Below are 23,207 nucleotides of genomic sequence, written 5' to 3' on the forward strand. Positions count from 1 at the left end.
GATGGCTACCCCCCAAACTTCCACTCGAAAGTCGCGCGGCCGCATCAACGGCCACGACAAGAAATCCGCAGCTGCGGCTGCTGCCAAAAATGATCTGCATGCGGCGCAAGAAGCCGCTGAAACTTTTGTTTCTGCAGTGACTTCGTCGGCAAATCACTTCTCGGAGCATATTGGCCGCGCCGTCGGTGAGAAAGTCACCAAGGCTCAGCATGGCGCCGAAACGGTTGCCGACAAGGTCTCAAACCGGGCGTCTGATGCCCGTGACCAGCTTGAAGACACCATCCGCAATCGGCCCCTGATGTCGGTGGGTGTTGCCGCTGGTGCCGGTGTTCTGCTGGCCCTTCTGTCCCGCCGCTAAGTATGCTGGGCAGTTTGAAACTTCGCATTATCCTGATGGCCGGCGGGTCCGTAATAGGGCTCGCTGGCGCAGGCGCACTAAGTTGGGCTGCTGTTGTCGCCCTTGCGCCATGGCTGGGGCTTGCCGAATCCGGCGCCCTTGTTGGCGGCGTTTTGATTGCAGCTGGCGGTCTGGCAATCTGGAATGCTACGCGCCCCGCTGTGCCTCTGGAAGACGAGTTCGCGGGCGTAACTGCCGCGGCGACCAATACGATGACCTACATCCGGGATGACACCCTGGACGCTCTGACCGGTATGTCGCTGAACGTGGTGGGCAATATGGTTTCCAAACGCCCCCTTCTTACTCTGGTGGGCGTCGGCGTAGCTGCTTACGCTGTGACACGGGCGCCAAATACCAGTGCCGGCATTGTCGATCGCATGCTATCCCGTCTGATCTGAATTTCCACAGATCGGGCAGGCGCGAATGACTCTGGAACAAGCAGGCATTTTTGCCATCCTAGCGATCACGGCGCTCCTTTTCATCTGGGGCCGCTGGCGCCATGATCTTGTAGCCCTTGGCGCGCTGATCGCCTGCGTTGTCGCCGGATTGGTTGACCCTGCCGCTGCCTTTTCCGGCTTCGGAAATCCGGCGGTCATAACCGTTGCTTCCGTTCTGATCCTCAGCTTCTCGCTTCAGACAACGGGCGTTGTCGACACACTCTCGGCGAAGGTCTTGCCTTCCAGTTCCGGCAACACGGTGTCCATCATTGCCCTGTCTGCGCTGGCGGCCGGGCTTTCCGCTTTCATGAACAATGTCGGCGCCCTTGCCTTGCTGATGCCGGTGGCGATCAAAACCGCCAGCCGTCTCGGCATATCGCCAGGGCGTGTTCTTATGCCCGTTTCCTTCGCCTCGATCCTTGGCGGAATGACGACGCTTACCGGCACACCGCCAAACCTGATTGTCGCCGGCTTCAGCGGCCAGGGCGACAGCAGCAGTTTCACGATGTTTGATTTCGCGCCGGTCGGGCTCGCGGTTACAGCTGCCGGCCTCATCCTGATCGCACTCGCCTGGAAACTCGTGCCCGCAAGGGAGCGGACCACCCTCGCGAGCTTCGAAACGGCGCCCTACATCATCGAAGCCCGCGTCAAGCAGGACTCTTCCATCATCGGCCAGTCCCTGCGCGACATAGAATACCAGCTGGATACGACCGACGCCCAGATCGTCAGCCTGCTGCGGAATGATCGCCGTATCTCGGCGCCCAACCCCTACCGGGAAGTTCGCGCAGATGATGTTCTGGTGATTGAAGCCGATCCGGACGCCATTGGCGACGCCCTCTCCAAACTTGGTCTTGTCCTCGACACCGTTGCCAAGGCCGAGGAAAAGGCGGCGGAGGAAAAAGAACAGGCGAGAGACAACCCGGATGCACCCGGAAAAGAAGAGAAGGCAACACAGGCGGAAAGCCGGCTCCAGTCGGGCGACGTGGTTCTCATGGAACTCGCCGTTCGCCCCAATGCCCTTCTTCTGGGGCTCTCCATCAAGCTGATCGACCTGCGCCGTGAATTTGGCGTGAACCTGATTGCGCTTTCCAGGGACGGCAAGGATTCGATGGCGCGCCTGAATTCCACGCCGATCCGTTCCGGAGATGTGCTGCTCGTTCAGGGCACCTCCGATGCCATTCTCGAATTTGCCAACCGGTATGGCTGCGTCCCGCTGGCCGAACGGGCACTCAAGATCCCGAACTCTCGCAAAGCCGTGCTGGCCGCCGTCATCATGATACTTGCCATCTGCGGTGCCGCCTTCGGCCTCCTGCCCGCCGCCATCACGTTCGCCGCAGGTGTTCTGGCGGTCGCGCTGTTCAAGGTCGTACCGTTGCGCAAGCTGTATGAGCCGATTGACTGGCCGGTGGTCGTTCTGTTGGGCGCGCTTATTCCGGTGGCCGGGGCGATGTCCACGACCGGCGCTGCAGATCTCATCGCCCAGGGCCTCATCACCGCCTCGGGCGGCAGCAACCCGGTCTACACAATGATCATTCTTCTGGTCGTTACGATGACGCTGTCAGACTTCATGAACAATGCTGCTACGGCCGCCGTGATGTGCCCGATTGCGCTGGGCGCCGCGTCGCAGCTTGGTGTCAATCCGGATACGTATCTTATGGCGGTCGCCATCGGCGCATCCTGCGCATTCCTTACGCCCATAGGTCATCAGAACAATGCGCTCATCCTGGGGCCTGGCGGTTTCCGCTTCGGCGACTACTGGCGCCTTGGCCTGCCCATGGAAGTGGTTGTGATTGTAGCCGCAACGCCAATGTTGCTGTGGGTATGGCCGCTCTGAATACTGCCTGACCCCGGTTTTTCTCGGAACCTTGAAAGGCCAGGCGCGTTTCCTTTTCATAGACCGACTGAATGGTCATTACACAAAGGAGACACCCATGCTTGGTTGGGCACTGACATTCTTTATCCTCGCGATCATCGCCGCCCTTCTTGGCTTCGGCGGTATTGCCGGCGCCGCGGCGAGTATCGCCAAAATTCTTTTCTTCGTCTTCCTCGCGCTTCTCGTGATCACCTTTGTCGCGCGCGCGCTCCGGGGCCGGAGCATCACCTGACACGGCCGTTGCCTGTCACCCTCTTCCTTCAAGGGCGCCCCAGGGCGCCCTTTTCTTTTAGATGACGGCTCGTCCATCGCCCGCGCAGTCGATCAGAACAAACATTTCGATAAGTTCAGGGAACTGAACCCCGTTCTCAGCCGTTACTAGGGCATGTGTCACGAAGGCGCATTTCGAAACCCGGAAGGAATACCGCCATGACCAACAAGAACACCGTGAAAGGCGTCGGCAATCAGATTGCCGGCAACGCGAAAGAAGCCGCCGGCAAAGCGACTGACAACAAGAAGCTGGAAGCTGAGGGCCGCATTCAGGAACTCAAGGGCGACGCTCAGCGCGCTGCCGGCAAGGTCGAAGACAAGGTCAAAAAAGTAGCGGATGATAACCGCAAGTAATCCTGAGCCGAATTTATTCAGGATACGGAAAGAACAGCAGGCGCCACGTCAGCGTCCCCCCACCCCAACGTAAGGCGCCTGTCCGCCACCCAGCCCTGCTGGGTGGCGGTTTCCATTCTGGCAGCAGAAAATTCAGTCTGAAGATGCGTCGGCTTGCTGATGCACCAGCGAGAAATCGACTCTCAATCCATCCTGGTTCATGACACGCGACACCTGCCCACCGGCCGATGTCACGATCCGCTGAATAACCGCAAGCCCGGTATTGGTGGATGACGATGTTTCGGTCTGACCTTCCGATGCATCCTCGAGAGGCTCGATCCAGGACAGATGCAACCATTCGTCCTCAATGCGCCCCTGGCAGTAAATGGCCCCGCCATTGCGCAGCGCCCCATACTTCAGAGAGTTCGTGGTCAATTCACCAATCACCACCGCAATGACCCGCATCTGCGCTTCATCCACAAGGCAATCGGGCAGCCCCGACACATCGATTGTTTCTTCACTGACACCTGCTGCATCAACGAGGTCGGAAACCAGCGCCCGCAGAGGAAAATCGCTAGCCGCGTCCACCAGCTTGCCCTGCGCCACGGCGAGGGAAGAGAAGCGTTTGACGAGATCTTCTGCAAAGGGCTGATGCTCGGGCGTCTGCCGCGCGCTGATCTTGGCAATCGCGCTGGCCACCGCAAAAGCGTTCTTCAGCCTGTGGCGCATCTCCAGAGCGATGGTGTCGTACATCTTGCGATTGGTAACGGCGTCCGTCACATCCTTTGAGACAACGAGCACTCCGGTCACTTCGCCAGCGCCGTTCCGGATTGGAACCATACGCACATCCCACCATTTGGGCCGCCCGCGCGCGGTGGGGCAAAAACCCCGAAAATCTGTGGAGTCCCCGCTTGCGCCTTTGCCGGTCGCGTCCTGCACCATGGAATGGGATTCTTCAGGCCAGAGATCCCACCAGTGCCGGCCGATGACATCCGTATCCGCGCTCAGCTGCCGCGCGGAAAGGCCCATCGGGTTCATGTACCGGATACGTCCAGTGAGATCGAGCACCTTGATGCAATCACGGCTGCTTTGAAGCAGCGCGGCTAGAACAGGGTCGGAAAGGCTGGCTGAAAGTTCGTCAATCGGGATCGTTGGCGAACCGCCATTGAGTGCCGGGCTGCGATGCATTGCATCAAACTCCTCGTTCGATCCCACGGCTGAATTTGTATTACGCATTCCCCCCACACCAGAAAGAAGCGGAAATACGCGCGTTGCGCAAGTCCTGGTTGTTGTTTCAGGTGCGATTGGATCAATATGGTTAACAGCCAGCATACCATGGGGCGCGCTGGCTGACACATTGTTTTCAGGAGGAGAACTCCCCCGGAAAACACCAAAAATGCTCTCTATGCGGATTTTTATGATGCGGCCCCTGAGACGCCCGAATTCAACCAATGATGAACTTCGTGGATCTCCAGGACAGTTCAGGAGACATAAAGGCACCGCTTTTCATACGCGGGCCGCAGCAATCCGGATTTCGGAAAAGTAATATTATTTTCCCTGCCGCTCCGCTGCCTCCCGAACCCCGGATACGGCCCGCCTTTGATCCGAAACGCCCTCAATTGCGCGATACTTCCAGCACTTCCATGGAGTGCCCCCTGCCATCCCGGCCGGCCCACTGCATCGCATCGCCTACCTGCAGCCCAATCAGCATGGCGCCCACCTGGGTCAGAATGGAGATCCGCTTGTCTGCGATATTTGCCTCGTAGGGGTAGACAAGCGTGAAGTCTTCATAGCGCGCCCCGTCATATACAAAATTGACCCTGTCATGCATCCGCACGACATCCACGGGCACGTCCTCAACGGCCGTCACCCTGGCGCGCGAAAGCTCCTCGATCAGCATGTCAGCAGCCGGCTCCCTGCCCTGCACAGCATGGGCAAGGTCTGAAAGGCGCTCCAGTTCAGCATCGGTGACATAAATGGGCGGACGGGTGATTTGGGACATGATGGCTCCAGATAAACGAATGCGCCGCAGCCTTTTGTGGCGCGGACCAGAAAAAGAATGATTGTGGATTGTGTTTTGTCCCCCTGACGGCGCCTGAATTTCAGGTACGATCAGGGGTTAGCAGCGTGCAGCAGCACGCGCAGCGGAAAGAAAAATAAGGGCTTTTGGGTGCCTCATACCCGCCAAGATGGCGTCGCGGGCGGTTTAGTCAACCCACTCAGTCAGTCAGCCGCTCCGCCCAATCGCCCTTGCGAGCGCCTGGGCCGGCGTGGGGCGACACTTCTCTCGGGTCCAGCGCCTCCCCGCATTCCGAGCAGGTCAGCACGCTCCGGAAATCATGCCCGCAAGCCTGGTGCCGGTGAAGCACGGGCGGGCCTTTCTTGCCGGCATAATATGCGTCGCCCCAGTGTACGAGGCTTATAATGACCGGATAAAGCGCAAGACCTTTCTCAGTGAGCCGGTATTCGTGCCGCAAGGGGGTTTGGCTGTAAGCCACCTTCTCCAGCACGCCATGATCGACCAGATGCTTCAGCCGCTCGGTCAGCACCCGCCGCGCAATGCCCAGCCGTTCCTGAAAGTCATCAAACCGGCGCACGCGAAGAAACGCTTCGCGCAGCACAAGCAACGTCCACCGGTCGCCCACCACCGCCATCGCCCGGGCCAGCGAGCAATTTTCCCGATCAAGTTCCTGCCACTTCATGCATCGCTTTTTATCATTGACTTGGTCTTATTTCAAGACTTACTCATCGGAAAAAGAGGGAGGCAAAAATGCCAGACCAGAAACGACCGGACAGAAACGCCACCTGCGCCATCATCGGCGCGGGCGATTTCATCGGCTCCGCCATCGCCCACAAATTCGCGACCGAAGGCTACACCGTATTTGCAGGCCGCCGCACGGCAGAGAAGCTCGAGAAACTGAAAAGCGAGATTGAAGCGGCCGGTGGCAAATGCGTCGCGCGCGGCCTGGATGCGCGCAGGGAAGAAGATGTCACCGCCTTCCTGCAAGAGGCAGACGCTCATGCACCGCTGGAAGTCGTCATCTCCAATCCCGGCGCCAACGTAAACTTCCCCCTGCTCGACACCAGCGAGCGGGTCTTCTTCAAGGTGTGGGAAATGGCCTGCAAGGCGGGCTTCCTGACTGGCCGGGAGGCGGCCCGTTTGATGCTGGCGCGTGGCAAGGGCTCAATCTTCTTCACCGGGGCAACTGCCAGCCTGCGCGGCGGATCAGGCTACGCCGCCTTTGCCAGCGCCAAGGGCGGCCTGCGGCTGCTGGCTCAAGCCATGGCGCGCGAGCTTGGCCCCCAGAACATCCATGTCGCTCACCTCATCATCGATGCAGGGGTCGATACAGATTTCGTCCGGGACCGGATCAAGTCTGCTCGCGGCGAAGAAGCGGTTGCCGCTCTGGCGCCGGACACCCTCATGGAGCCGGCCTCCATCGCCGACGCCTACTGGTATCTCCATCAGCAGAACCGCGATGCCTGGACATTCGAGATGGACCTGCGCCCCTATAAGGAAACCTGGTAATGAAAACCGTAGAATTCCAGTTCGATTTCGGCAGCCCGAATGCCTATCTCGCCCACCGCATCATCCCGCAGATCGAAGCGCGCACCGGCGCCACCTTCGTCTACACGCCCGTGCTTCTCGGCGGCCTCTTCAAGCTAACCAACAATCAGTCACCGATGATGGCGTTCGCCGGCATTCCCAACAAGGTGGCCTATGAAAATCTCGAGATGCGCCGCTTCATCACGCGTCACAACATTCCCTTCCAGATGAACCCGCATTTCCCCGTCAACACGTTGCTGCTGATGCGGATGGCCACGGCCGCGGCAATGGATGGCGGCCTCCCGGAATATTTGGAAGCGGCCTACCGTCTGATGTGGGAAACTCCAAAGAAGATGGACGATCCCCAGATCGTGGCGACCGAACTCACAGCCGCAGGCATTGACGCTGAGCGCCTGATGAAGCGCGCTCAGGAAGATGAGGTGAAACAGCGTCTTATGGCAACCACCGAGGCAGCCGCCAAACGCGGCGCCTTCGGCAGCCCAACCTTCTTCGTCGGCGATGACATCTATTTCGGAAAAAACACGCTCCGTGAAATCGAAGACCGCCTCGCAGGCTGAGTCGCTCACGAATCCGTGATCACCAAACGGGCAGGCCGAGGGCTTGCCCGTTTTTGTTGCGGGCGCGCACAAAGAAACCGCATCAAACTCCCGATCTGGAATAATCTCTACAGATTGGCGTCAAAATAATTGCACCGCTCCTTCTGAGGCGCACTTTGGCCCTGCCAGTCAAAGAGCCGCCAAGGAGCGCAGCATGCATCAAACTAACCGCAGCTATCTGAAATCCGGAATCAGCAGCCTTGTCCTGATAAGCTTTGCGAGCATGCTGCCCGCTATTGCGCAGACGGCAGACGCTCCCGCTACGGATGAAGATGCCGTGATGGAAGCGGTGGTCGTCGAAGGCCGGCGTATTTCACAGACAGACCTCGCGATCGGTCTGGGTGAGGCCACCAATACGGTGGCCGTGACACGCGAAGAACTTCTCTCCGCGCCGGGCGGTATTTCCGGTCTCAAGATGCTGGAAACCCTGCCCGGCTTCAACGTCCAGACCGACGGCGCGCTCGGCCTCTACGAGTTTGGCAACTCGGTCACGGTTCGCGCTTTTAACCTTCAGCAGATCGGCTTCGTGCTCGATGGTGTGCCAATGGGCCGCTCGGACGCTTTCGGTGGCAGCCCGATTTTCCGCTATGTCGATAACGAAAACCTCGGCTCCGTCGTTGCCTCCCCCGGCGCTGGCGACGTCTCCCTGCCCAGTTACGCTTCGCTTGGCCCGATTGTGTCTTACAACACCATCCTGCCCAGCGAAGAGATGGGCGGCATGGCCGCGATTACGATCGGCGATGACAATCTCCAGCGCACCTTCCTCAAGCTCGAAACCGGCCGCATTGGCGGCTTCTCCGCCTATTTCAGCCGCTCCAAGACCGACAGCGACCTGTGGCGCGGCGCAGGCACCATCGACCGGGAACACCTGGAAGGCAAACTGCGCTACGACTTCCAGAACGACGCCTATCTCCAGGCTGGATACGTCAGCAACAACTTCTTCGACTACGACTCCCCGTCGATGTCCCGCACGCTATACAACACGGCCGGGCGTGATTATGGCTATGAGGGGTCAGTTTCAGACAGCTGCATCGCCCCCGTTGGCAATGTCTATGACTTCAACGGTGACGGCGTCATTGACGACAGTGACTTCGAACCCGTCTTCACGAGTTCAACCTGCCTGAGCTATTATGAAGACCGCATCAACATCCGCGATGACGTACTCTACTCCCTGAAAGGCGGTCTGCCGATCACGGAGAATCTGAGCGTCGAAGCCACAGCCTATTATGAAGACAAGGATGGCTACGGCGTCTCTCCTGATGGCTACGACTTCAGCCGGGGCGTATTTCTCCGCCAGGAAGCCCTGGGCCTTCCCGTCGTTCATCCGCGCGGGGTCCAGTACGGCCTCTCGGGCGTCGGCGGTATCCGCAAAGGCATCACCGGCGGCCTGACCTGGGATGTCGCCAATCACACCCTGCAAATCGGCGGGTGGATCGAGGACGAAGAATACAACCGCACCCAGCTGCGCCTGAACAAGACAGGCGGCTCTGCGGATGGCGACATCATCGCGGATGAAGTTGTCTATTTCCGCCGCGCCTACCAGTCGATCCGCGAAACCACGCAGATCTATGTCAAAGACACCGTCCGCCTGCTGGACGACAGGCTCGCTGTCGAGCTTGGCCTGAAGATGCTCAGCATCGACTACTCGCTCGATGGCTTTCGCGACTTTGCAGACTATGAAGCGTTCGGGCCTCAATTCATCGAGGCCGACTATGAGAGCGACCCGCTGCCGATGATCGGTGCGGTGTACGATCTGACCGGAACAGACCAGATCTTCGCTTCCTATTCTCAGAACTACGCACTTCCCCGCGGCGCAGACGACATCTTCTCAACGGCGACCCCCTTCGATGCCCCGGCGCCCGATGCTGAAGAATCCCAGAACTATGAAGTCGGTATCCGGACAAACCGGCCAACCTTCAACGGCGCCGTGTCAGTCTTTTACACCCAGTTCGACAACCGCCTTGTCACCGGGAACGTAACCGACCCCGCCACGCTTCAGCCTGAACCCTTCTATATCAATGCCGGCGGCACCACGGCTTACGGTTTTGAACTCTCCGGCGTCTGGCAGCCTGAATTCTTCAACAACCAGCTCTACGCAGACGCCAACCTTACCTACAACCACGCCGAACTCGACGATGGCTTCGGTCTCAACACCGACGGCAGCCAGACCAATCCTGGCGGCAGCCTTCTCGCCGACAGCCCGGAATGGCTGTTCACGGGCGGCGTCACCTGGGAGCCGACCGAATGGCTCGTGGCCAACGTCTCGACCAAATACACCGGCGAACGGTATGCCGACTTTGCCGAAGGCGCCTATCAGACCGACAACGTCATGGAGAGCTATTTCCTCTGGAGTGGCTATGTAGATCTTGGCGGCCCGAATAATTTCGGCCTGCCGGAAAATGTCAGCCTGCGGTTCAACGTCGACAACATCTTCGACGAAGACACCCTCGCCTTCACCTTCACGACAACCGGCACAGGCGCCGCCGCCTATCGCCCGCTGAACCCGCGCACTGCGCAGGTGACACTCACCGCGAGGTTCTGATCATGCCGTTGAAGCACCTATGCCTACCCAAGGGGATCACCGTCTCATGATCCTTACCCCTGACACACTTCTCTTCATTGCCGCCATGCTTGCCGCCGGCGCCCTTGCCGGCTTCGTGGCTGGCCTGTTCGGAATCGGCGGCGGCTTCGTCGTCGTGCCCGCGCTCGCTTCGGTTCTCACTTTGCTGAGCGCCGGAGGCGATGCGATCGCCAGCGACAAAATCATGCACGTCGCCATCGGCACATCTCTCGCCACTATTATCTTCACCTCGCTCCGCTCGGTGCAGGCCCACGCAAAGCGCGGCGCAGTCGACTTTGAAATATTGAAAAGCTGGACGCCCTGGGTGGTGACGGGGGTCGTGCTTGGCCTCTTTGTTGCGCAGTATCTTGACGGTCACGCCCTGAAGCTCACCTTCGGTGTCGGCGTGTTCATCATGGCCTGGCATTTCCTGTTTCCGGTTCTCACGCACCGGGGTCCAGTCGCCAACGAGATGCCCAAAGGCTTCATGCGCGGCGGCCTCGGCAGCGTCCTGGGTGGTTATTGCACCCTGCTCGGTATTGGCGGGGGCACGCCCGCCGTCCTGATCATGACCCTCAGTGGGCAGCCGATGCACCGCGCTGTTGCCACAGCCGCCGGCTTTGGCACGATCATCGCCGTGCCCGGCACAATCGGCAGCATCATTGCCGGGCTTGGCCAAAGCGGCCTGCCCTTCGGGTCGCTTGGCTATGTCAACATCATCGCCGCAGTCGCCATCACGTCCATGAGCATGATCACCGCCCCTTGGGGCGTTGCCGCCGCCCACAGCCTCAATGCGGTGCATCTGCGCCGCGCGCTTGGGCTCTACCTGCTCGTCACGTCCAGCATCATGCTGGTCTCGGCCCTCTCGCCGCCCTCACGCACTGCGCCGCTTCTGGCCGATCCCGTGCCCGCGGTAACCACCATCAATGCCGACATTTCACTTTCCAATCAGGAGGAAGATCATGGGATATAGATTGACACGCCGCGGGCTGTTTTCAGCCGGCGCTGGCGTTGCCGCAGTTGGCCTCGCCGGCTGTACAACGACAACATCGGCTACCGCTGCAGCCGCCGAGGCGACCGGCGCATTTCCGGCCGAAGCATCCGGCCCTGCGCTGTTCGGACCGGAAGCCGGGCTGGCTCTGCTCTCGCGCAACGAAAACCCTTATGGCCCGGCGCCATCAGCCCTCAAGATGATCAGCAAAGCGGCTGAAAAGGGCGCCTATTACACTAACCAGGAAGCCATCGTTACGCTCAACAAGCTCATTGCTGACCGTCACGGGGTCTCACCCGAACAGATCGTCATCACCACCGGCTCGGGCGAAGCGCTCAGCGCGCTGGCCCTGATCTATGGCCCCAAAGGACCCATCGTCGCGCCGCGCCTCTTCTGGGATACCACCGCGCTCTATGCAGCCAAGCTGGGCATGGCAGAAATCATCCGTGTTCCACTGACCGAAGACATGGATATGGACCTGGCCGCCATCGACGCGGCCATCACGCCGGAAACCGGCATGGTACAGCTTTGCAATCCGAACAATCCCACCGGCATCGCCATGCCCGGCTCCGTCATCCGGGCTGCCGTCTCGAAGATGGCCGCGAAAACTACCGTGGTTGTGGATGAAGCCTATATCGAACTTGTTGATGATGAAGCCTCGATGACCTGCGTGCCCCTTATCAAAGAAGGCAAGGATGTCATCGTCACGCGCACTTTCTCGAAAATCTACGGTATGGCGGGCATCCGCGTCGGCTACACGATCTCGTCGGCAGAAACCGCCGAGAAGATCCGCTACACGCAGATGTCCTGGACGCCGTGCACCTCCATCGCCGCCGCCATCGGCTGTTATGATGACACCGCCTTCCTTGACTATTCCAAGTCAAAGATCGTCGAAGCCCGCGAGATGATCACCACGACACTGGACGCGCTCGATCTCAAATACCTGAAATCACAGACCAACTTCGTTTACTTCCAGAGCGGCATGCCCGCTAACGATCTGGCCAAAGCCATGGCTGCGGAGAAAATCTCAATCCGTGGACAGTACATGGATTACGTGCCGTGGAGCCGCGTTTCGACCGGCAAGATCCAAGATGTCGAGCGTTTCTGCAAAGCGTTGCCCCGGCTTGTAAACGCATGACAGACGGCCACTCCGGAAACGCCTTAATAGTCTGCCTGCAGAACTTAAAGAATACGCATCCGGAAAAGTGAGGTTTATGCCCGGATCGGTGAAATTTTATCGATCCGGGACAGTCCGGCTTCAGCACTCGTTATGCATAACAGCATGGTAACCAAGATGTCTGGGGGGACGTTTTTCCATGCTCACCTATCCGCCGCCGCGCTTTGAACAGCAAAAATCGGAAGTGCTTCAACGCTACCGGATTCTGAAAAGCGAAACGGTGCACGACGCAAGCCATATCGCGCGCACAGCGGCGCTGGCTCTGGGAACCCCCATCGTCATCGCCGCCCTGAACGAACGCTACCGCGCATGGTATCGCGCGGCTCATGGCGTCACAGACAATGACTTTCACAATCTCCAGGAATTCTGCGCTTACGCAAACCTGTCCGACGATGCCTTCGCTGTAGCCGACGCTCGTCTGGAGCCCTATTTTGCCCGCGAGCCGGCAGTCATGGGCGCCCCGAATGTCGTGTTCTTTGCCGGCGCGCCCCTCAGCGATCCCGATGGCAAGCGCTTCGGCACGCTCTGCCTGATAGGCAACCAGCCCCGCTCGCCGGCGCCCGGACAGATTGAACTCCTGAAAAGCATGGCGCATATCGTCAGCCAGGACATCTGCGTCCACAGCGCCGGGCGCTACGCGGTCCAGGGCCTGATCAATGCCGAGGAAGAACGCTGCGCGCTTTACGATCTCGCCGTCACCGATCCTCTGACCAAAGCGCTCAACCACCGCGCCTTCTTCCGCTTTGCCGAGCGGGAAGTTCAGCGCGCCCAGCGCCACCACCACCCTGTCAGTGTGCTGATGTTTGACATCGACCATTTCAAGAAGGTGAATGATATTCACGGTCATGCGGCCGGCGATGAAGTCATAATCCGGCTCTCGCGTCTCGTCACCGAATGCGTGCGCGAGGCAGACCTGCTTGGCCGGCTGGGCGGCGAAGAGTTTGGTCTGATCCTGCCTGAAACCAGTCTCGAGGCGGCTGTGACGCTGGCTAACCGGCTGCGCGAAGCCGTGAAGGATCTCCGCTTCAAAAGCAGCGAAGGCACATTCGGCGTTACCATCAGCCTCGGCGTCAGCCAGCCCGGTGACACCGAGACCGACATTGTCCCCGCCCTCGATCGGGCGGACAAGGCCCTCTACCGTGCCAAGCGCTTCGGCAGAGACCGGGCGGAGCTCATGCCGCCGGCCATTGCCGAAAGCGCCTGCATCATTCAGCTGCCGCTAGCCCATCGGGCGAGCGACGCCGCCTGACAGCAGTGCGAGTTCGGCGCCGGATCAGCCGTCATCACCAGGCCGGCAGTCATCATCCCGCTTGCGGCGCAGCTCCTTGCCCGAAACGGCATTGAACTTCAGTTCCATGCAATGCCCGGTCGCGGTCAGGCCCGTCACCTCAATCCGGCGGTCATCCAGTTCATAGTCCATCACCTCGAAGCCCTGCTCTGCCAGGCGCCGGGTTACCTCATCAAAGCTGGCGTGTTCGCTAATCGCATACTTGGCCGGGGTCGCAATGGGACCGGGTTCAGCCCCGGCGCCTTTCAGCGCCTCGCCCTGGGCCGAGCTTGTCCCGGCCCCCAGGCTGCCCGCTGCAAACATGCCCACAACAATCGCGCCAATCACATAAGGGGTGGTCTTCATGGTTTCGTCCTTTCGCAAACTGATGGCCGGTCTCTGGCGGCCTCGATTGCGATTTGACCCATCGTGGCTGACAGCTTCCTGCCCCGTCCTGTCAGGTTCCTGTCAGCACATGTCTACGATATGACCGCCTTGACTGCTGAAAGGAGCGTTGTGTCCCATGTTGTCCGGATTTATCCCGAAATGGCTGCTCGCTGGTTGCCTGCTGCTGGCGGCGGTGGCCCCAGCCTTTGCCGACTGGGACGAGGACGGCGATGACGACGACGGGGATCGCGGTGACGAGGAAATCGTCTGGGATGCCCGTAAACGCGGGGAAATCCTGCCCCTGGAGATCATCCTGGGCTCTGTCCTGCAACAGTATCCCGGCGAACTTCTCAAGCTGGAACTGGACGAAGACGACGGCTATCTGATCTATGAGATCGAAGTGCTGACTCGCCGGGGAACTGTGCTGGAAATGGACGTTGATGCCCGTACTGGCCGCATCCTCGACATCGAAGAGGATGACTGATGCGCGTACTCCTCGTTGAAGACGAAGTCCTGATTGCAGACGATATTTCGGCCGCCCTGAAAGATTCCGGCTTTATGGTAGACCTCGCCCGCGACGGCGAAGACGCCTGGTTCAAGGGCGATACCGAACCCTATGACGCGATCATTCTGGACCTCGGCCTGCCCCGGATGGACGGCCTCTCGGTCCTCAAACGCTGGCGCGCTGCGGGCATGATCACGCCCATCCTCATCCTCTCTGCCCGCGGCAGCTGGATGGAGCGGGTCGATGGCATCGAGGCCGGCGCCGATGACTACCTGCCTAAACCCTTTGAAATGGCGGAGCTAATCGTTCGCCTACGCGCCCTCATCCGCCGCGCCGCCGGCATGGCTCAGCCCGTGCTTCAGGCCGGCGACCTGATGGTCGATACCCGCCGCATGACCATCGCCTATGCCGGCCAGCCCGTGCGCGTCACGCCCCTGGAATTTCGCCTGGTGGACTATCTTGTCCACAACATGAACCGCACGGTTTCGGCCGGTGAACTCTCCGAACACCTTCACGGCGTTGAAGACACCGGCGACACCAACGCCATCGAGGCCATTGTCTCACGCCTGCGCCGCAAGCTTGGCCCGGGCGTGATCAGCACCCGGCGCGGTTTCGGCTACGTCATCGAAGCGGGCGCGTGAGGCCCCTGCGATCCATCCGGCTTCGCCTGCTAGCAGGCGGCGCGCTGGCCATTGCGGCCGCCCTGCTGGTTTCATGGTTCACGCTTGTGCTGCTGTTCGACAGTCACATCCGGCGCAACACCGAGGACGATCTGATCCGCCACGGCCGCGCCATCGTCAGCGCCATCACCTTCACGCCCGGTGGCTTCGCCACCGACACTTACGAGCCAACAGACCTGCGCTTCGACCGGCCCGCCAGCGGTCTCTACTGGCAGGTATCGCGCAACGGTGATGTGCACCGCTCCCGTTCGCTCTGGGATAATGCGCTGGACCTGCCCGCTGGCGTAGACGGCGCCAAATGGCACCGCGACACCGCCGCCGGCCCCTTCGGCCAGGATCTTGTCCGCGTAGCGCGCACCATCCGGCAAACCCAAACCTCGGCGCCTGTGATGCTGATTATTGCGGAAGACCGGGCGAGCCTGATCAATGCGCGGGAGGAATTTGCCCGCGAACTGGCGATCTTCCTGACCCTGCTCTGGGCAACACTGAGCCTGGCCGCCTGGTTGCAGGTGACGATCGGCCTCCTGCCCCTGCGCGCCGTGCAATCTTCCATCAGCGAGCTTAAATCCTCGCCTGTCTCGCGCCTCGATCCGGCCCGGTTTGCCACCGAAGTGACCCCGCTGGTCGACCAGATCAACGAACTGGCGGACGCCCGGGAAGCCGATGTGCACGCCGCGCGCGACCGCGCCGCCAATCTCGCCCACGGCCTGAAGACGCCGCTCTCTGCCCTGCGCGCCATTGCCCGGCGGGTGCGCGATGGCGGACAGGCCGACATGGCCGAAGGGCTGGAACACTCCATCCGCGCCGCCTCTGACGCGGTGGATCGTGAACTCGCCCGCGCCCGCACGGCGGCGAGCCTGGACCGGGGCCCCACAGAGCCCGGCCCGCTGATCGAGCGGCTGGTGACGGTCCTCTCCCGCACCGAGCGGGGCGCAAGGGTGGACTTCGAGATCGACTGCCCGGCTGGCGAGACGCTGCCTGTCTCCGCCGATCAGCTCATGGAAATGGCCGGGCCGCTGATGGAGAACGCCGCGCGATACGCCGCCGCCCGTGTCCGCATTACCGCGCGCGCCCGCGCGTTGCGGATTGAGGATGATGGCCCCGGCCTCGACACCGCTGATCGGGATCAGGTCATCCTGCGCGGTCAGCGCGCCGACGAACGCCCCGGCGGCCACGGGCTCGGCCTCTCCATCGCGCATGATCTGGCAGAGGCCACCGATGGCCATCTGGAGCTGGGCACATCGGAACTGGGCGGGCTCAAGGCAAGCCTGATCTGGTAACCAACCGTCTTCCGGCGACCAGCGCCGCAAATAGTAGGCAGGCAACGCCAACGGCCGCTGGAAACAGCGCCGTGGTCCAGGAATAATGCTCCAGCGCCAGAAGAACCATCGCGTTGCGAAATGCGCCAAGCAGGAAGAATGCTACATTTTCTTCATACGGATGAGTATAAGCCTTCCGGATGGATGGTCCGAAGCCGAGCAGATCAACACCTGTGAGTATGATAACTGCCGGGAGCGCCGTTTCGGTAAAATACCAGAATGGCAGCGCGCTCAGCGCCAGCAGAAGAAACGCCCAGTCAACCCGTGTGACGTGCATCCCGGCTGACCTTCTATAGGCCAGCCAGGCGACAAGCAGGGTAATAAGGCCAGACACCGCGATGGGCCAGGCCCCCACCCCCGCGCCATCCGAAAGCTGCGCCATAGCGACAACAAAGGTGCTGGCGCCCCAGATCATCCACGAGAAGGCGTGTGGACGCGTCTGCCCCCTCAGAATGGAGCGAATATAGGGAAAGAAGGCGATGAATGTGAGCAGCAATGCACCGAGGCCGAACAGCTCTTTGGCCCCGATCATTCTTCAATGCCCCTCAGTGGCCCGATCCGGACCATACCTGTCTCCAGCCCCACGAGCGCAGAGTTTTCCTGGATGGTCGCGCCGCCGATCACCTTGCCCGGCGCAATTTCTGCCAGAGGCGCCAGCACGAAGCTGCGCAGCAGCATGCGCGGATGGGGAAGGATCAGCCGCTCATCGGCCATTTCCACATCATCATAGTACAGAACATCCATATCCAGCGTGCGCGGGCCCCAACGCAGGCTGCGTTCCCGGCCGTGATCCCGCTCGATTGCGAGGCAGGCATCGAGCACCTCAATGGGCGTCAGCGATGTTTCAATCAGCACGCAGGCGTTGAGAAAATGCGGCTGTCCCTCAATGCCCCAGGGCGGCGTTTCCCAGAGCGAGGAAATGGCCGTTACCCGAACACCGCCCCATGCCTCCAGCGCGCGGACAGCGCCGGAAAGATGCGCTTCACGATCTCCAAGATTGGAGCCGAGACCGAGCGCCGCTTCAGCCATGGCGGTCGCGCTCAATGGCAATGCCGACATGGTTGACGATGTGGCGGATGGGGGCGCGCGGCTTGCGGATTTCCACCCGAACCTTCTGGATCGGCGGGAAGCTGGCAAAGATCGCCGAGGCAATCCGCTCTGCCAGTGTTTCGATCAGGTTGAACACTTCGTTCTCGGACACGCTGACGACGAGATCACAGATTTCGCCATAGCAGACCGTATCTTCCATCACATCGCGGGGCGGCACGTCCGTATGCATGTCGCAGGTGATGTCGACCTCGAAGATCTGGCCGAGCGCCTTCTCTGCTTCTTTCAGGCCGTGATAGCCGTGAATGCGGAGATTGCGGATGATGATCTCAGTTTTCATGCCCTGCCCCTTCGATCGCCTGATACAGGCGCAGCAAATCGGTGTGCTCAGCTACATCATGCACCCGCAGGACGCGAGCGCCCCGCTGCAGCGCCATCAGATGGGCAGTGAGCGTGCCAGCAAGGCGATCATCTACGGCCCGGCCCGTGACATGGCCGATAAAGCTCTTGCGGGAAAGCCCCACCAGGACAGGGCAGCCATACCGCGCCAGCGTATCGAGCTGCGCGATCACTTCAAGGTTCTGCCGGGGCGTCTTGGCGAAGCCGACACCGGGGTCGAGCCAGATGCGGTCTTTAGCAATGGCAACGCGCGCTGCTGTTTCAAAAGAGCGGTCGAAAAAGGCGTGCATATCGGCGACGGCATCGATTGCTTCGTCGGCTGTGCCGCGATGATAGGTGATGACGACCGCCGCGCCCGTTTCGGCCACAGCCGCGGGCATCTCCGGGTCGCCGGTCATGCCGGTCACGTCATTGATGATGACGGCCCCGGCCTCGATCGCTGCGCGGGCGACGGAGGCTTTGACTGTGTCGATGGAGATCGGCGCGTCCATTCGCGAGGCCAGATGCCGGATGATGGGGAGGACACGGACAAGCTCCTCCGCCGCCGACACCTGCGCCGCGCCGGGGCGCGTGGACTCCCCGCCAATGTCGATGATGCCTGCGCCCTCGGCCAGCATCCGCAGGGCCTGCGCCTCTGCTGCCTCCAGTGTGGTATGCCGTCCGCCATCGGAGAAGCTGTCGGGCGTCACATTGAGAATGCCCATGATGACAGGTTCGTTGCGCACACGGGCGAGTGTCCTGTCGCGCCGCTCAGTATCAATCATCGAAACCTCCCTCCAGAAGGGTTTTGCCGAGGCCGATCAGGGCGGCGGGCAATTCCGTTTCGAATGCCTGCCCGGCAAACTCGCTGACAGGCTGAAAGATGCGCAGGCTGTTGGTCAGGAAAATGCTGTCGGCCTCGGACAGACGCTCTGGCGTCAGGCTTTCCTGCGCGGTCTCAAGGCCTGCCTCCCGCGCAGCGCCGATCAGCCAGCCGCGCACAACGCCCGGCAACACGCCTTCTGACAGCGGCGGGGTGACCAGCAGGTTTCCAAACAGGGCAAAAACATTCGCCGCCGAGGCGCAGGCGACCCGGCCTTCGGGCGAAAGCAACAGGGCCTCGTCATATCCCATCGCCATCGCCTCGCGCAGCGCCATGATATTGTCCGTATAGGACAGGGTCTTGTGGCGCGCCGAGGGAGAGGTGGGATTGCGCCGGATATTGCTGATCCGCAGCCGGACGGGCGGCATGGGAAAAGCAACGTCCATCGGAGAAAAGCGCGCCAGCAGGGTTGCCGCCCCGGTTGCCGCGCCCGCCAGACCGCGCCCGCCGGGGCCACGCGTGACGGTGAGACGCAAGGCGCCATTTGCATTCTGCGGAACGGCTTCCTGCGCCAGAGCGTCAAGCTCTGACAGGTTGGCGCCGACCCCGAGGGCCGCAGCGTCGGACGCCAGACGCATCAAATGCGCGCGCTTCTGGATGATCCGTCCACCCACAACGCGCGAGGTATCGAACACACCATCGGCCAGCAGCAGGCCGCGATCGGTGAGATCAAAAAGCTCTGTGTTTTCAGGGGCCGCGCCGGGTTGGCTGAACCGGATCATGTCTGCCTCCAGGCGCGGGCGATGTTGAGGAAGTTCTGAAGCAGGGCCGGGCCATGCTGGGTGAGGATGGATTCTGGATGAAACTGGATGCCGTAGATGGGCTTCTCCGGGTGCGATAACGCCATCACTTCACCTGAGGGAGAGACCGCGTCAATGACCAGCGGCCCCGGCGCATCTGGCGCAGCGGCGATGAGAGAGTGATAGAGACCGACCTCAAAGGCGCCGGGCAGCCCCGCAAACAGCCGTTGGCCGGTATGTGTGATGCGCGCTGCGCGGCCATGGGCGGGCGACCGGGCATGCGTCACCGGCCAGCCATGGGCCGCCGCAATCGCCTGATGGCCCAGGCAGACGCCGAGGATCGGCAGGCGCGCACCCAAGGCGTTAATTGCCTGGATGGAAATGCCAGCCTCCGCCGGGGTGCAGGGTCCCGGCGAAATCACCAGCGCTTCGGGCGCCAGCGCCTCAATCTCTGTGACCGCGATCTGATCACTGTCTACCACATTCATCTCACAGCCCAGCTCGCTGAAATAGCGGGCAAGATTGAATACGAAACTGTCCCGGTTGTTCAGCATCAGGATCATGACGTGGCCACCCCACCGCGTGTATCGCCCATGATGCGTTCGGCTTTCAGGCTGATTTCGTCATACTCCGCCTCCGGATCAGACAGAAGCGTGATGCCTGCGCCGGCCCATAGCCGTGTCACCTCCGGCAACGCTTCCACGGTTCGGATCAGGATGGAAAAATCCATCGCGCCGTCATGGCCGATCCACCCGATTGAGCCGCAGAAAACGCCCCGCGCGGCAGGCTCCAGCGCGTCGATGATCTCCATCGCGCGCAGCTTGGGCGCGCCGGTGATCGACCCGCCGGGGAAGACGGCTTCCAGCAGGCTTACCCCGTCTTCTCCAGGCGCCAGTTGCCCCTCCACCGTCGAGACGAGGTGGTGCAGATTGGCGAAGGTCTCCAGCCGGCAGAGCGAGGAGACAGACACGGACGGCGATGTGCAGACCCGCGAAATGTCATTTCGCAGGAGGTCGACGATCATCACATTCTCCGCCCGGTCCTTATCCGAGGCGAGCAGCGCCGCGCGGGCAGCGGCGTCTTTGGTCTCGTCTTCCTCGCGCCGGATCGTGCCTTTGATGGGCTCGGCCTTCACGCATCCTTCCCCGTCAGCGCTGATCAGGCGTTCGGGGGAAAAACTGGCGATGGTGCGGCCCTCAAATACGCCGAAGGCTGAAAACGGCGCGGGGGAACGGGCCCGGCCGGAAAGATATTGCGCGAAGGCGGCGTCCCGGTTGAGCGGCGGAGCGGTCCAGAGGGCCGCCACGTTTGCCTGATAGATGTCGCCGTCGCGGATATAGTCGCGGATGCGGAAGACGGAGACTTTGTAGGCGGTGGCAGAGTTTTCCGCGGTCCAGGCGAGCTTTTCGGGCGGCGGTGCAGGCGGGGCGGTCTCCGCCAGTTTTGCTTTCAGGCGGCTGATTTTCTCCTTTGCGAGGGTTTCATCCGCCGCAGTATCGCCGGTCTTCAGCCCCGCAGAATAGATCGTGGCAATTTGGGCGGCGTGATTGAAGGCGATCACCGTGTCGTAGAAGCCAAACTCCAGCGCCGGCGTGTCAACCGGCGTGTGACGGGACTTGAAACGGCCCATGAAGGCGGGCGCAAAATCGTAGGAAAGGTAGCCTGCAACGCCCCCCTGAAAGGGCGCACCGGGTATAAGGCGCTCCGCCCTGAACCGCGCGCGCCACGCGCGCAGATCGCGGGCCGCCCCGGCGGATGCCTCAAGGCGCAGACGTTCCACCGGCCAGAGGCAGATATAGGAGTATCTGGAGCCGGGATGGCCCGGCGCGGCGCTATCGAGCCAGAGGAAGCCGTCCTCCCCCCGCAAAGCCAGTGCAGCGGCAACAGGATCGAAGGAGGGCAGCGCTTCTGCGAGCATGGGCTTTCTCTAGCCCGCAAGCGGTATTGCGGAAAGGCGCAAGCACGGCTTCGGAGCGTGCCAGAGCGCTGCAAACACGGGACATTTCGCCCCGGTCGGCCGCTGAGCAGGCAATTCCGGGTGATTTTGCAAACCGTTTGCAGTAAGCAGGGGCATGCGCCCGGCTCGTCTCATCCTTTGGCTTCGCAGCCTTGTTGCCGCCTTTCTGGTGGCCTCGCTGGTGGCGACGCCTGCCCTGGCGGCGTCTGAGCGGCCCGACGCGCATGCTGAAATCTCCCGTATTCACAATGAGATAGCATCGGCTGACACGCATCAGCACGACGACGACCATTGCGAAGAGGCCCATGGCTGCGGGAGTTGCCATTTCCACTGGATGGGCAGCAAAACCGAGCCATATCTGACGGCGGAACGCGTGGCCCCGGCCGAGGCTGTGCTGACGGCAGAACCGCTGATTTACCTGGCCAAGGCAGGCCCTTACAGGCCCCCTCGCGGCTGATCCATTGAACCTTCGCGGCCTGTTGGCCGGTTCTGGATCAATCCGAGGAAAAAACGTTGTCTTTCAAGATCGAATGCGCCTGTCGGGCGCGGGCTCTGCTTTTGCGGGGCAGTATGTTTAATAAAATCAATAGGTTGATAGGCGCTGCGTCGCTGGCGTTCGTGCTGGTTGCCTGCGGGGCGGCAGACCCGGACACGGCCGGTCAGGCCGCGCCAGATCATGCCCATGAGGCGGACAAAGCCGGACAGATCGGGACAGACGCGGACGCCGATCACGGGGACGAGGACGACCATGACCACGGCCATGAAAAGGCCGAGGGCGACCATGTGGAGCTGTCTGCCGAGGCGGCCCGTGACGCCGGAATCGTGATCGCGGCGGCCGAGCTTGCCGCGCTGCCTTCAACCCTGAAACTGCCCGCTGAAATCCGCTTTGATGCAGACCGGATCGCCAATGTGACGGCGAGCCTTGAGGGCATTGTCGCCCGCGTGGAGGCGCGCGAGGGCGCCGTTGTACGCAAGGGCGCGACACTGGCAGTGCTGCGCAGCCGGGAGCTGGCGGGCCTGAAGGCGGACTATCTGACGGCCGCCTCCACCGAAATGCTCGCCCGCGACACGCTGATGCGGGAGGAGCGGCTATGGGAGCACCGGGTGACGCCGGAAGCCGACCTGCAAGCCGCCCGCGCGGGTGTGGCTGCCGCAGAGGCCGCGCGCAAGGCCGCGGAGAACAAGCTGCATGCCGTCGGCGTCAGCGACGGCGCGCTGGAGAAGATGGTGGAGGCGCCCGATGGAGGCCTCGCCAGCGCATCTATCCTTGCCCCGATTGGCGGCACTATCGTGCGCCGCAACCTCTCCCTGGGCGACATGGTGACCACGGAAGTGACCGCGCCGCTGTTCGTCATCGCGGACGCCAGCGTGCTGTGGGCCGATATTGCCGTCTACAAGAATGACTATGGCCGCCTGCGCGAGGGTATGGCTGTGACGCTGCGCCTGGAGACGGGCGACATCGCCGCCGAAGGCACCATCGGTCTCATCTTGCCACTGATCGAGGAAACCTCCCGCACGGCGACGGCACGGGTGATCCTCGACAATAAGGACGGGCGGCTGCGCCCCGGCCAGTTCGTGACGGCGGAGATCGCGGCGGGGACAAGCGCGGCGGTGCTGCGCGTGCCTGAAGGGTCCATCGTGGAGGTGGAGGGGACACCGTCGGTGTTCGTGCCAACCGAGGACGGCTTTGAATCGCGCGCCGTTGAAACCGGCGGCAAGGCCGGAGGCTATGCCGAAATCCGATCCGGCCTTGAGACCGGCGACCGCTACGTATCCGAGGGCGCCTTCACGCTGAAAGCTCAGCTGGAAAAAGACGCGTTCGGCGACGGCCACGCGCATTAG

27 protein-coding genes are annotated in these 23,207 nt (G+C 61.6%); 16 read left to right on the forward strand and 11 right to left on the reverse strand.

Translation table 11 applies throughout. The annotated features are described in order from the left end of the window. The first annotated feature begins 1 nt into the window (after window position 1). The 5 genes from HNE_RS18060 to HNE_RS11610 all read left to right on the forward strand — a co-directional run bounded on the left by HNE_RS18060 (window position 2) and on the right by HNE_RS11610 (window position 3,331). The gene (locus tag HNE_RS18060; RefSeq protein WP_011647338.1) at window positions 2–358 is read left to right on the forward strand and encodes a DUF883 family protein; all 357 of its coding nucleotides are present in this window, start codon (window positions 2–4) and stop codon (window positions 356–358) included. Window positions 359–372: 14 nt separating this feature from the next. Continuing rightward, window positions 373–795, forward strand: a complete 423-nt coding sequence (locus HNE_RS11595; RefSeq protein WP_148205872.1) for a hypothetical protein — start codon at window positions 373–375, stop codon at window positions 793–795. A 25-nt stretch (window positions 796–820) separates the two neighbouring features. Next, window positions 821–2,668, forward strand: a complete 1,848-nt coding sequence (locus HNE_RS11600; protein ID WP_011647340.1) for an SLC13 family permease — start codon at window positions 821–823, stop codon at window positions 2,666–2,668. A 97-nt stretch (window positions 2,669–2,765) separates the two neighbouring features. Further along, window positions 2,766–2,939, forward strand: coding sequence for a DUF1328 domain-containing protein (locus tag HNE_RS18410; RefSeq protein WP_035592700.1), 174 nt, complete (start codon window positions 2,766–2,768; stop codon window positions 2,937–2,939). Between the two features lie 197 nt (window positions 2,940–3,136). Then, window positions 3,137–3,331, forward strand: a complete 195-nt coding sequence (locus tag HNE_RS11610; protein WP_035592701.1) for a CsbD family protein — start codon at window positions 3,137–3,139, stop codon at window positions 3,329–3,331. A gap of 132 nt (window positions 3,332–3,463) precedes the next feature. Here the strand turns inward: HNE_RS11610 and HNE_RS11615 are convergent, their stop codons facing one another. From HNE_RS11615 to HNE_RS11625, 3 genes are all read right to left on the reverse strand, one after another. Next, window positions 3,464–4,498, reverse strand: a complete 1,035-nt coding sequence (locus HNE_RS11615; RefSeq protein WP_035592702.1) for a PAS domain-containing protein — start codon at window positions 4,496–4,498, stop codon at window positions 3,464–3,466. Between the two features lie 427 nt (window positions 4,499–4,925). Beyond that, on the reverse strand, window positions 4,926–5,312 hold the full coding sequence (rnk, locus tag HNE_RS11620; protein WP_011647344.1) for a nucleoside diphosphate kinase regulator: 387 nt from the start codon (window positions 5,310–5,312) through the stop codon (window positions 4,926–4,928). A 217-nt stretch (window positions 5,313–5,529) separates the two neighbouring features. After that, window positions 5,530–6,012, reverse strand: coding sequence for a winged helix-turn-helix transcriptional regulator (locus HNE_RS11625; protein WP_011647345.1), 483 nt, complete (start codon window positions 6,010–6,012; stop codon window positions 5,530–5,532). Between the two features lie 68 nt (window positions 6,013–6,080). On the opposite strand from HNE_RS11625, the gene HNE_RS11630 reads away from it, so the two are divergent. From HNE_RS11630 to HNE_RS11655, 6 genes are all read left to right on the forward strand, one after another. Further along, window positions 6,081–6,839: an SDR family NAD(P)-dependent oxidoreductase gene (locus HNE_RS11630; protein ID WP_011647346.1), complete on the forward strand. Its 759-nt coding sequence runs from the start codon at window positions 6,081–6,083 to the stop codon at window positions 6,837–6,839. Further along, entirely contained in the window at window positions 6,839–7,435 is a 597-nt protein-coding gene (locus HNE_RS11635; RefSeq protein ID WP_011647347.1) for a 2-hydroxychromene-2-carboxylate isomerase, read from the forward strand. Before HNE_RS11630 ends, HNE_RS11635 begins: the two co-directional genes overlap by 1 nt. A gap of 193 nt (window positions 7,436–7,628) precedes the next feature. After that, a complete protein-coding gene (locus HNE_RS11640; protein ID WP_011647348.1) occupies window positions 7,629–10,016 on the forward strand; it encodes a TonB-dependent receptor in 2,388 nt (795 codons plus the stop codon). Between the two features lie 46 nt (window positions 10,017–10,062). Continuing rightward, the gene (locus HNE_RS11645) at window positions 10,063–11,007 is read left to right on the forward strand and encodes a sulfite exporter TauE/SafE family protein (RefSeq protein WP_011647349.1); all 945 of its coding nucleotides are present in this window, start codon (window positions 10,063–10,065) and stop codon (window positions 11,005–11,007) included. Further along, window positions 10,997–12,163 carry a pyridoxal phosphate-dependent aminotransferase gene (locus HNE_RS11650; protein WP_049755120.1) on the forward strand — a complete coding sequence of 389 codons (1,167 nt, stop codon included), beginning with the start codon at window positions 10,997–10,999 and terminating at the stop codon, window positions 12,161–12,163. The genes HNE_RS11645 and HNE_RS11650 overlap by 11 nt, the downstream gene beginning before the upstream one ends. 178 nt (window positions 12,164–12,341) lie before the next feature. Continuing rightward, window positions 12,342–13,451 carry a GGDEF domain-containing protein gene (locus HNE_RS11655; RefSeq protein ID WP_011647351.1) on the forward strand — a complete coding sequence of 370 codons (1,110 nt, stop codon included), beginning with the start codon at window positions 12,342–12,344 and terminating at the stop codon, window positions 13,449–13,451. 24 nt (window positions 13,452–13,475) lie between these two features. Here HNE_RS11655 and HNE_RS11660 read toward each other — a convergent pair whose 3' ends face one another. Then, on the reverse strand, window positions 13,476–13,835 hold the full coding sequence (locus tag HNE_RS11660) for a PepSY domain-containing protein (RefSeq protein WP_035592705.1): 360 nt from the start codon (window positions 13,833–13,835) through the stop codon (window positions 13,476–13,478). A gap of 157 nt (window positions 13,836–13,992) precedes the next feature. Here HNE_RS11660 and HNE_RS11665 point away from each other — a divergent pair, with 157 nt between their 5' ends. The 3 genes from HNE_RS11665 to HNE_RS11675 are packed head-to-tail and all read left to right on the forward strand — an operon-like array spanning window position 13,993 to window position 16,321. Then, window positions 13,993–14,340, forward strand: coding sequence for a PepSY domain-containing protein (locus HNE_RS11665; protein WP_011647353.1), 348 nt, complete (start codon window positions 13,993–13,995; stop codon window positions 14,338–14,340). Continuing rightward, window positions 14,340–15,002 (forward strand): response regulator transcription factor, encoded by a 663-nt coding sequence (locus tag HNE_RS11670; RefSeq protein ID WP_011647354.1) that lies wholly within the window; start codon window positions 14,340–14,342, stop codon window positions 15,000–15,002. Before HNE_RS11665 ends, HNE_RS11670 begins: the two co-directional genes overlap by 1 nt. Then, window positions 14,999–16,321: a sensor histidine kinase gene (locus tag HNE_RS11675; RefSeq protein ID WP_011647355.1), complete on the forward strand. Its 1,323-nt coding sequence runs from the start codon at window positions 14,999–15,001 to the stop codon at window positions 16,319–16,321. The genes HNE_RS11670 and HNE_RS11675 overlap by 4 nt, the downstream gene beginning before the upstream one ends. Here HNE_RS11675 and HNE_RS11680 read toward each other — a convergent pair. The 7 genes from HNE_RS11680 to HNE_RS11710 are packed head-to-tail and all read right to left on the reverse strand — an operon-like array spanning window position 16,299 to window position 21,326. After that, window positions 16,299–16,892, reverse strand: a complete 594-nt coding sequence (locus HNE_RS11680; RefSeq protein ID WP_011647356.1) for a hypothetical protein — start codon at window positions 16,890–16,892, stop codon at window positions 16,299–16,301. The two genes, HNE_RS11675 and HNE_RS11680, sit on opposite strands and share 23 nt — an antisense overlap. After that, entirely contained in the window at window positions 16,889–17,389 is a 501-nt protein-coding gene (folK, locus tag HNE_RS11685; protein WP_011647357.1) for a 2-amino-4-hydroxy-6-hydroxymethyldihydropteridine diphosphokinase, read from the reverse strand. Before folK ends, HNE_RS11680 begins: the two co-directional genes overlap by 4 nt. Next, entirely contained in the window at window positions 17,382–17,747 is a 366-nt protein-coding gene (gene folB / locus HNE_RS11690) for a dihydroneopterin aldolase (RefSeq protein ID WP_011647358.1), read from the reverse strand. The genes folK and folB overlap by 8 nt, the downstream gene beginning before the upstream one ends. Continuing rightward, window positions 17,737–18,570, reverse strand: a complete 834-nt coding sequence (folP, locus tag HNE_RS11695; protein WP_011647359.1) for a dihydropteroate synthase — start codon at window positions 18,568–18,570, stop codon at window positions 17,737–17,739. The genes folB and folP overlap by 11 nt, the downstream gene beginning before the upstream one ends. Then, entirely contained in the window at window positions 18,563–19,390 is an 828-nt protein-coding gene (locus HNE_RS11700; protein ID WP_011647360.1) for an aminotransferase class IV, read from the reverse strand. The genes folP and HNE_RS11700 overlap by 8 nt, the downstream gene beginning before the upstream one ends. After that, entirely contained in the window at window positions 19,387–19,971 is a 585-nt protein-coding gene (locus tag HNE_RS11705) for an anthranilate synthase component II (RefSeq protein ID WP_011647361.1), read from the reverse strand. Before HNE_RS11705 ends, HNE_RS11700 begins: the two co-directional genes overlap by 4 nt. Further along, window positions 19,968–21,326 (reverse strand): anthranilate synthase component I family protein, encoded by a 1,359-nt coding sequence (locus HNE_RS11710; protein ID WP_011647362.1) that lies wholly within the window; start codon window positions 21,324–21,326, stop codon window positions 19,968–19,970. The genes HNE_RS11705 and HNE_RS11710 overlap by 4 nt, the downstream gene beginning before the upstream one ends. Window positions 21,327–21,480: 154 nt before the next feature. On the opposite strand from HNE_RS11710, the gene HNE_RS11715 reads away from it, so the two are divergent. After that, window positions 21,481–21,822: a hypothetical protein gene (locus HNE_RS11715; protein ID WP_011647363.1), complete on the forward strand. Its 342-nt coding sequence runs from the start codon at window positions 21,481–21,483 to the stop codon at window positions 21,820–21,822. A 113-nt stretch (window positions 21,823–21,935) separates the two neighbouring features. Then, a complete protein-coding gene (locus HNE_RS11720; protein ID WP_083759132.1) occupies window positions 21,936–23,207 on the forward strand; it encodes an efflux RND transporter periplasmic adaptor subunit in 1,272 nt (423 codons plus the stop codon).

Source organism: Hyphomonas neptunium ATCC 15444, from assembly GCF_000013025.1.
GTDB classification, from domain to species: Bacteria; Pseudomonadota; Alphaproteobacteria; order Caulobacterales; family Hyphomonadaceae; genus Hyphomonas; species Hyphomonas neptunia.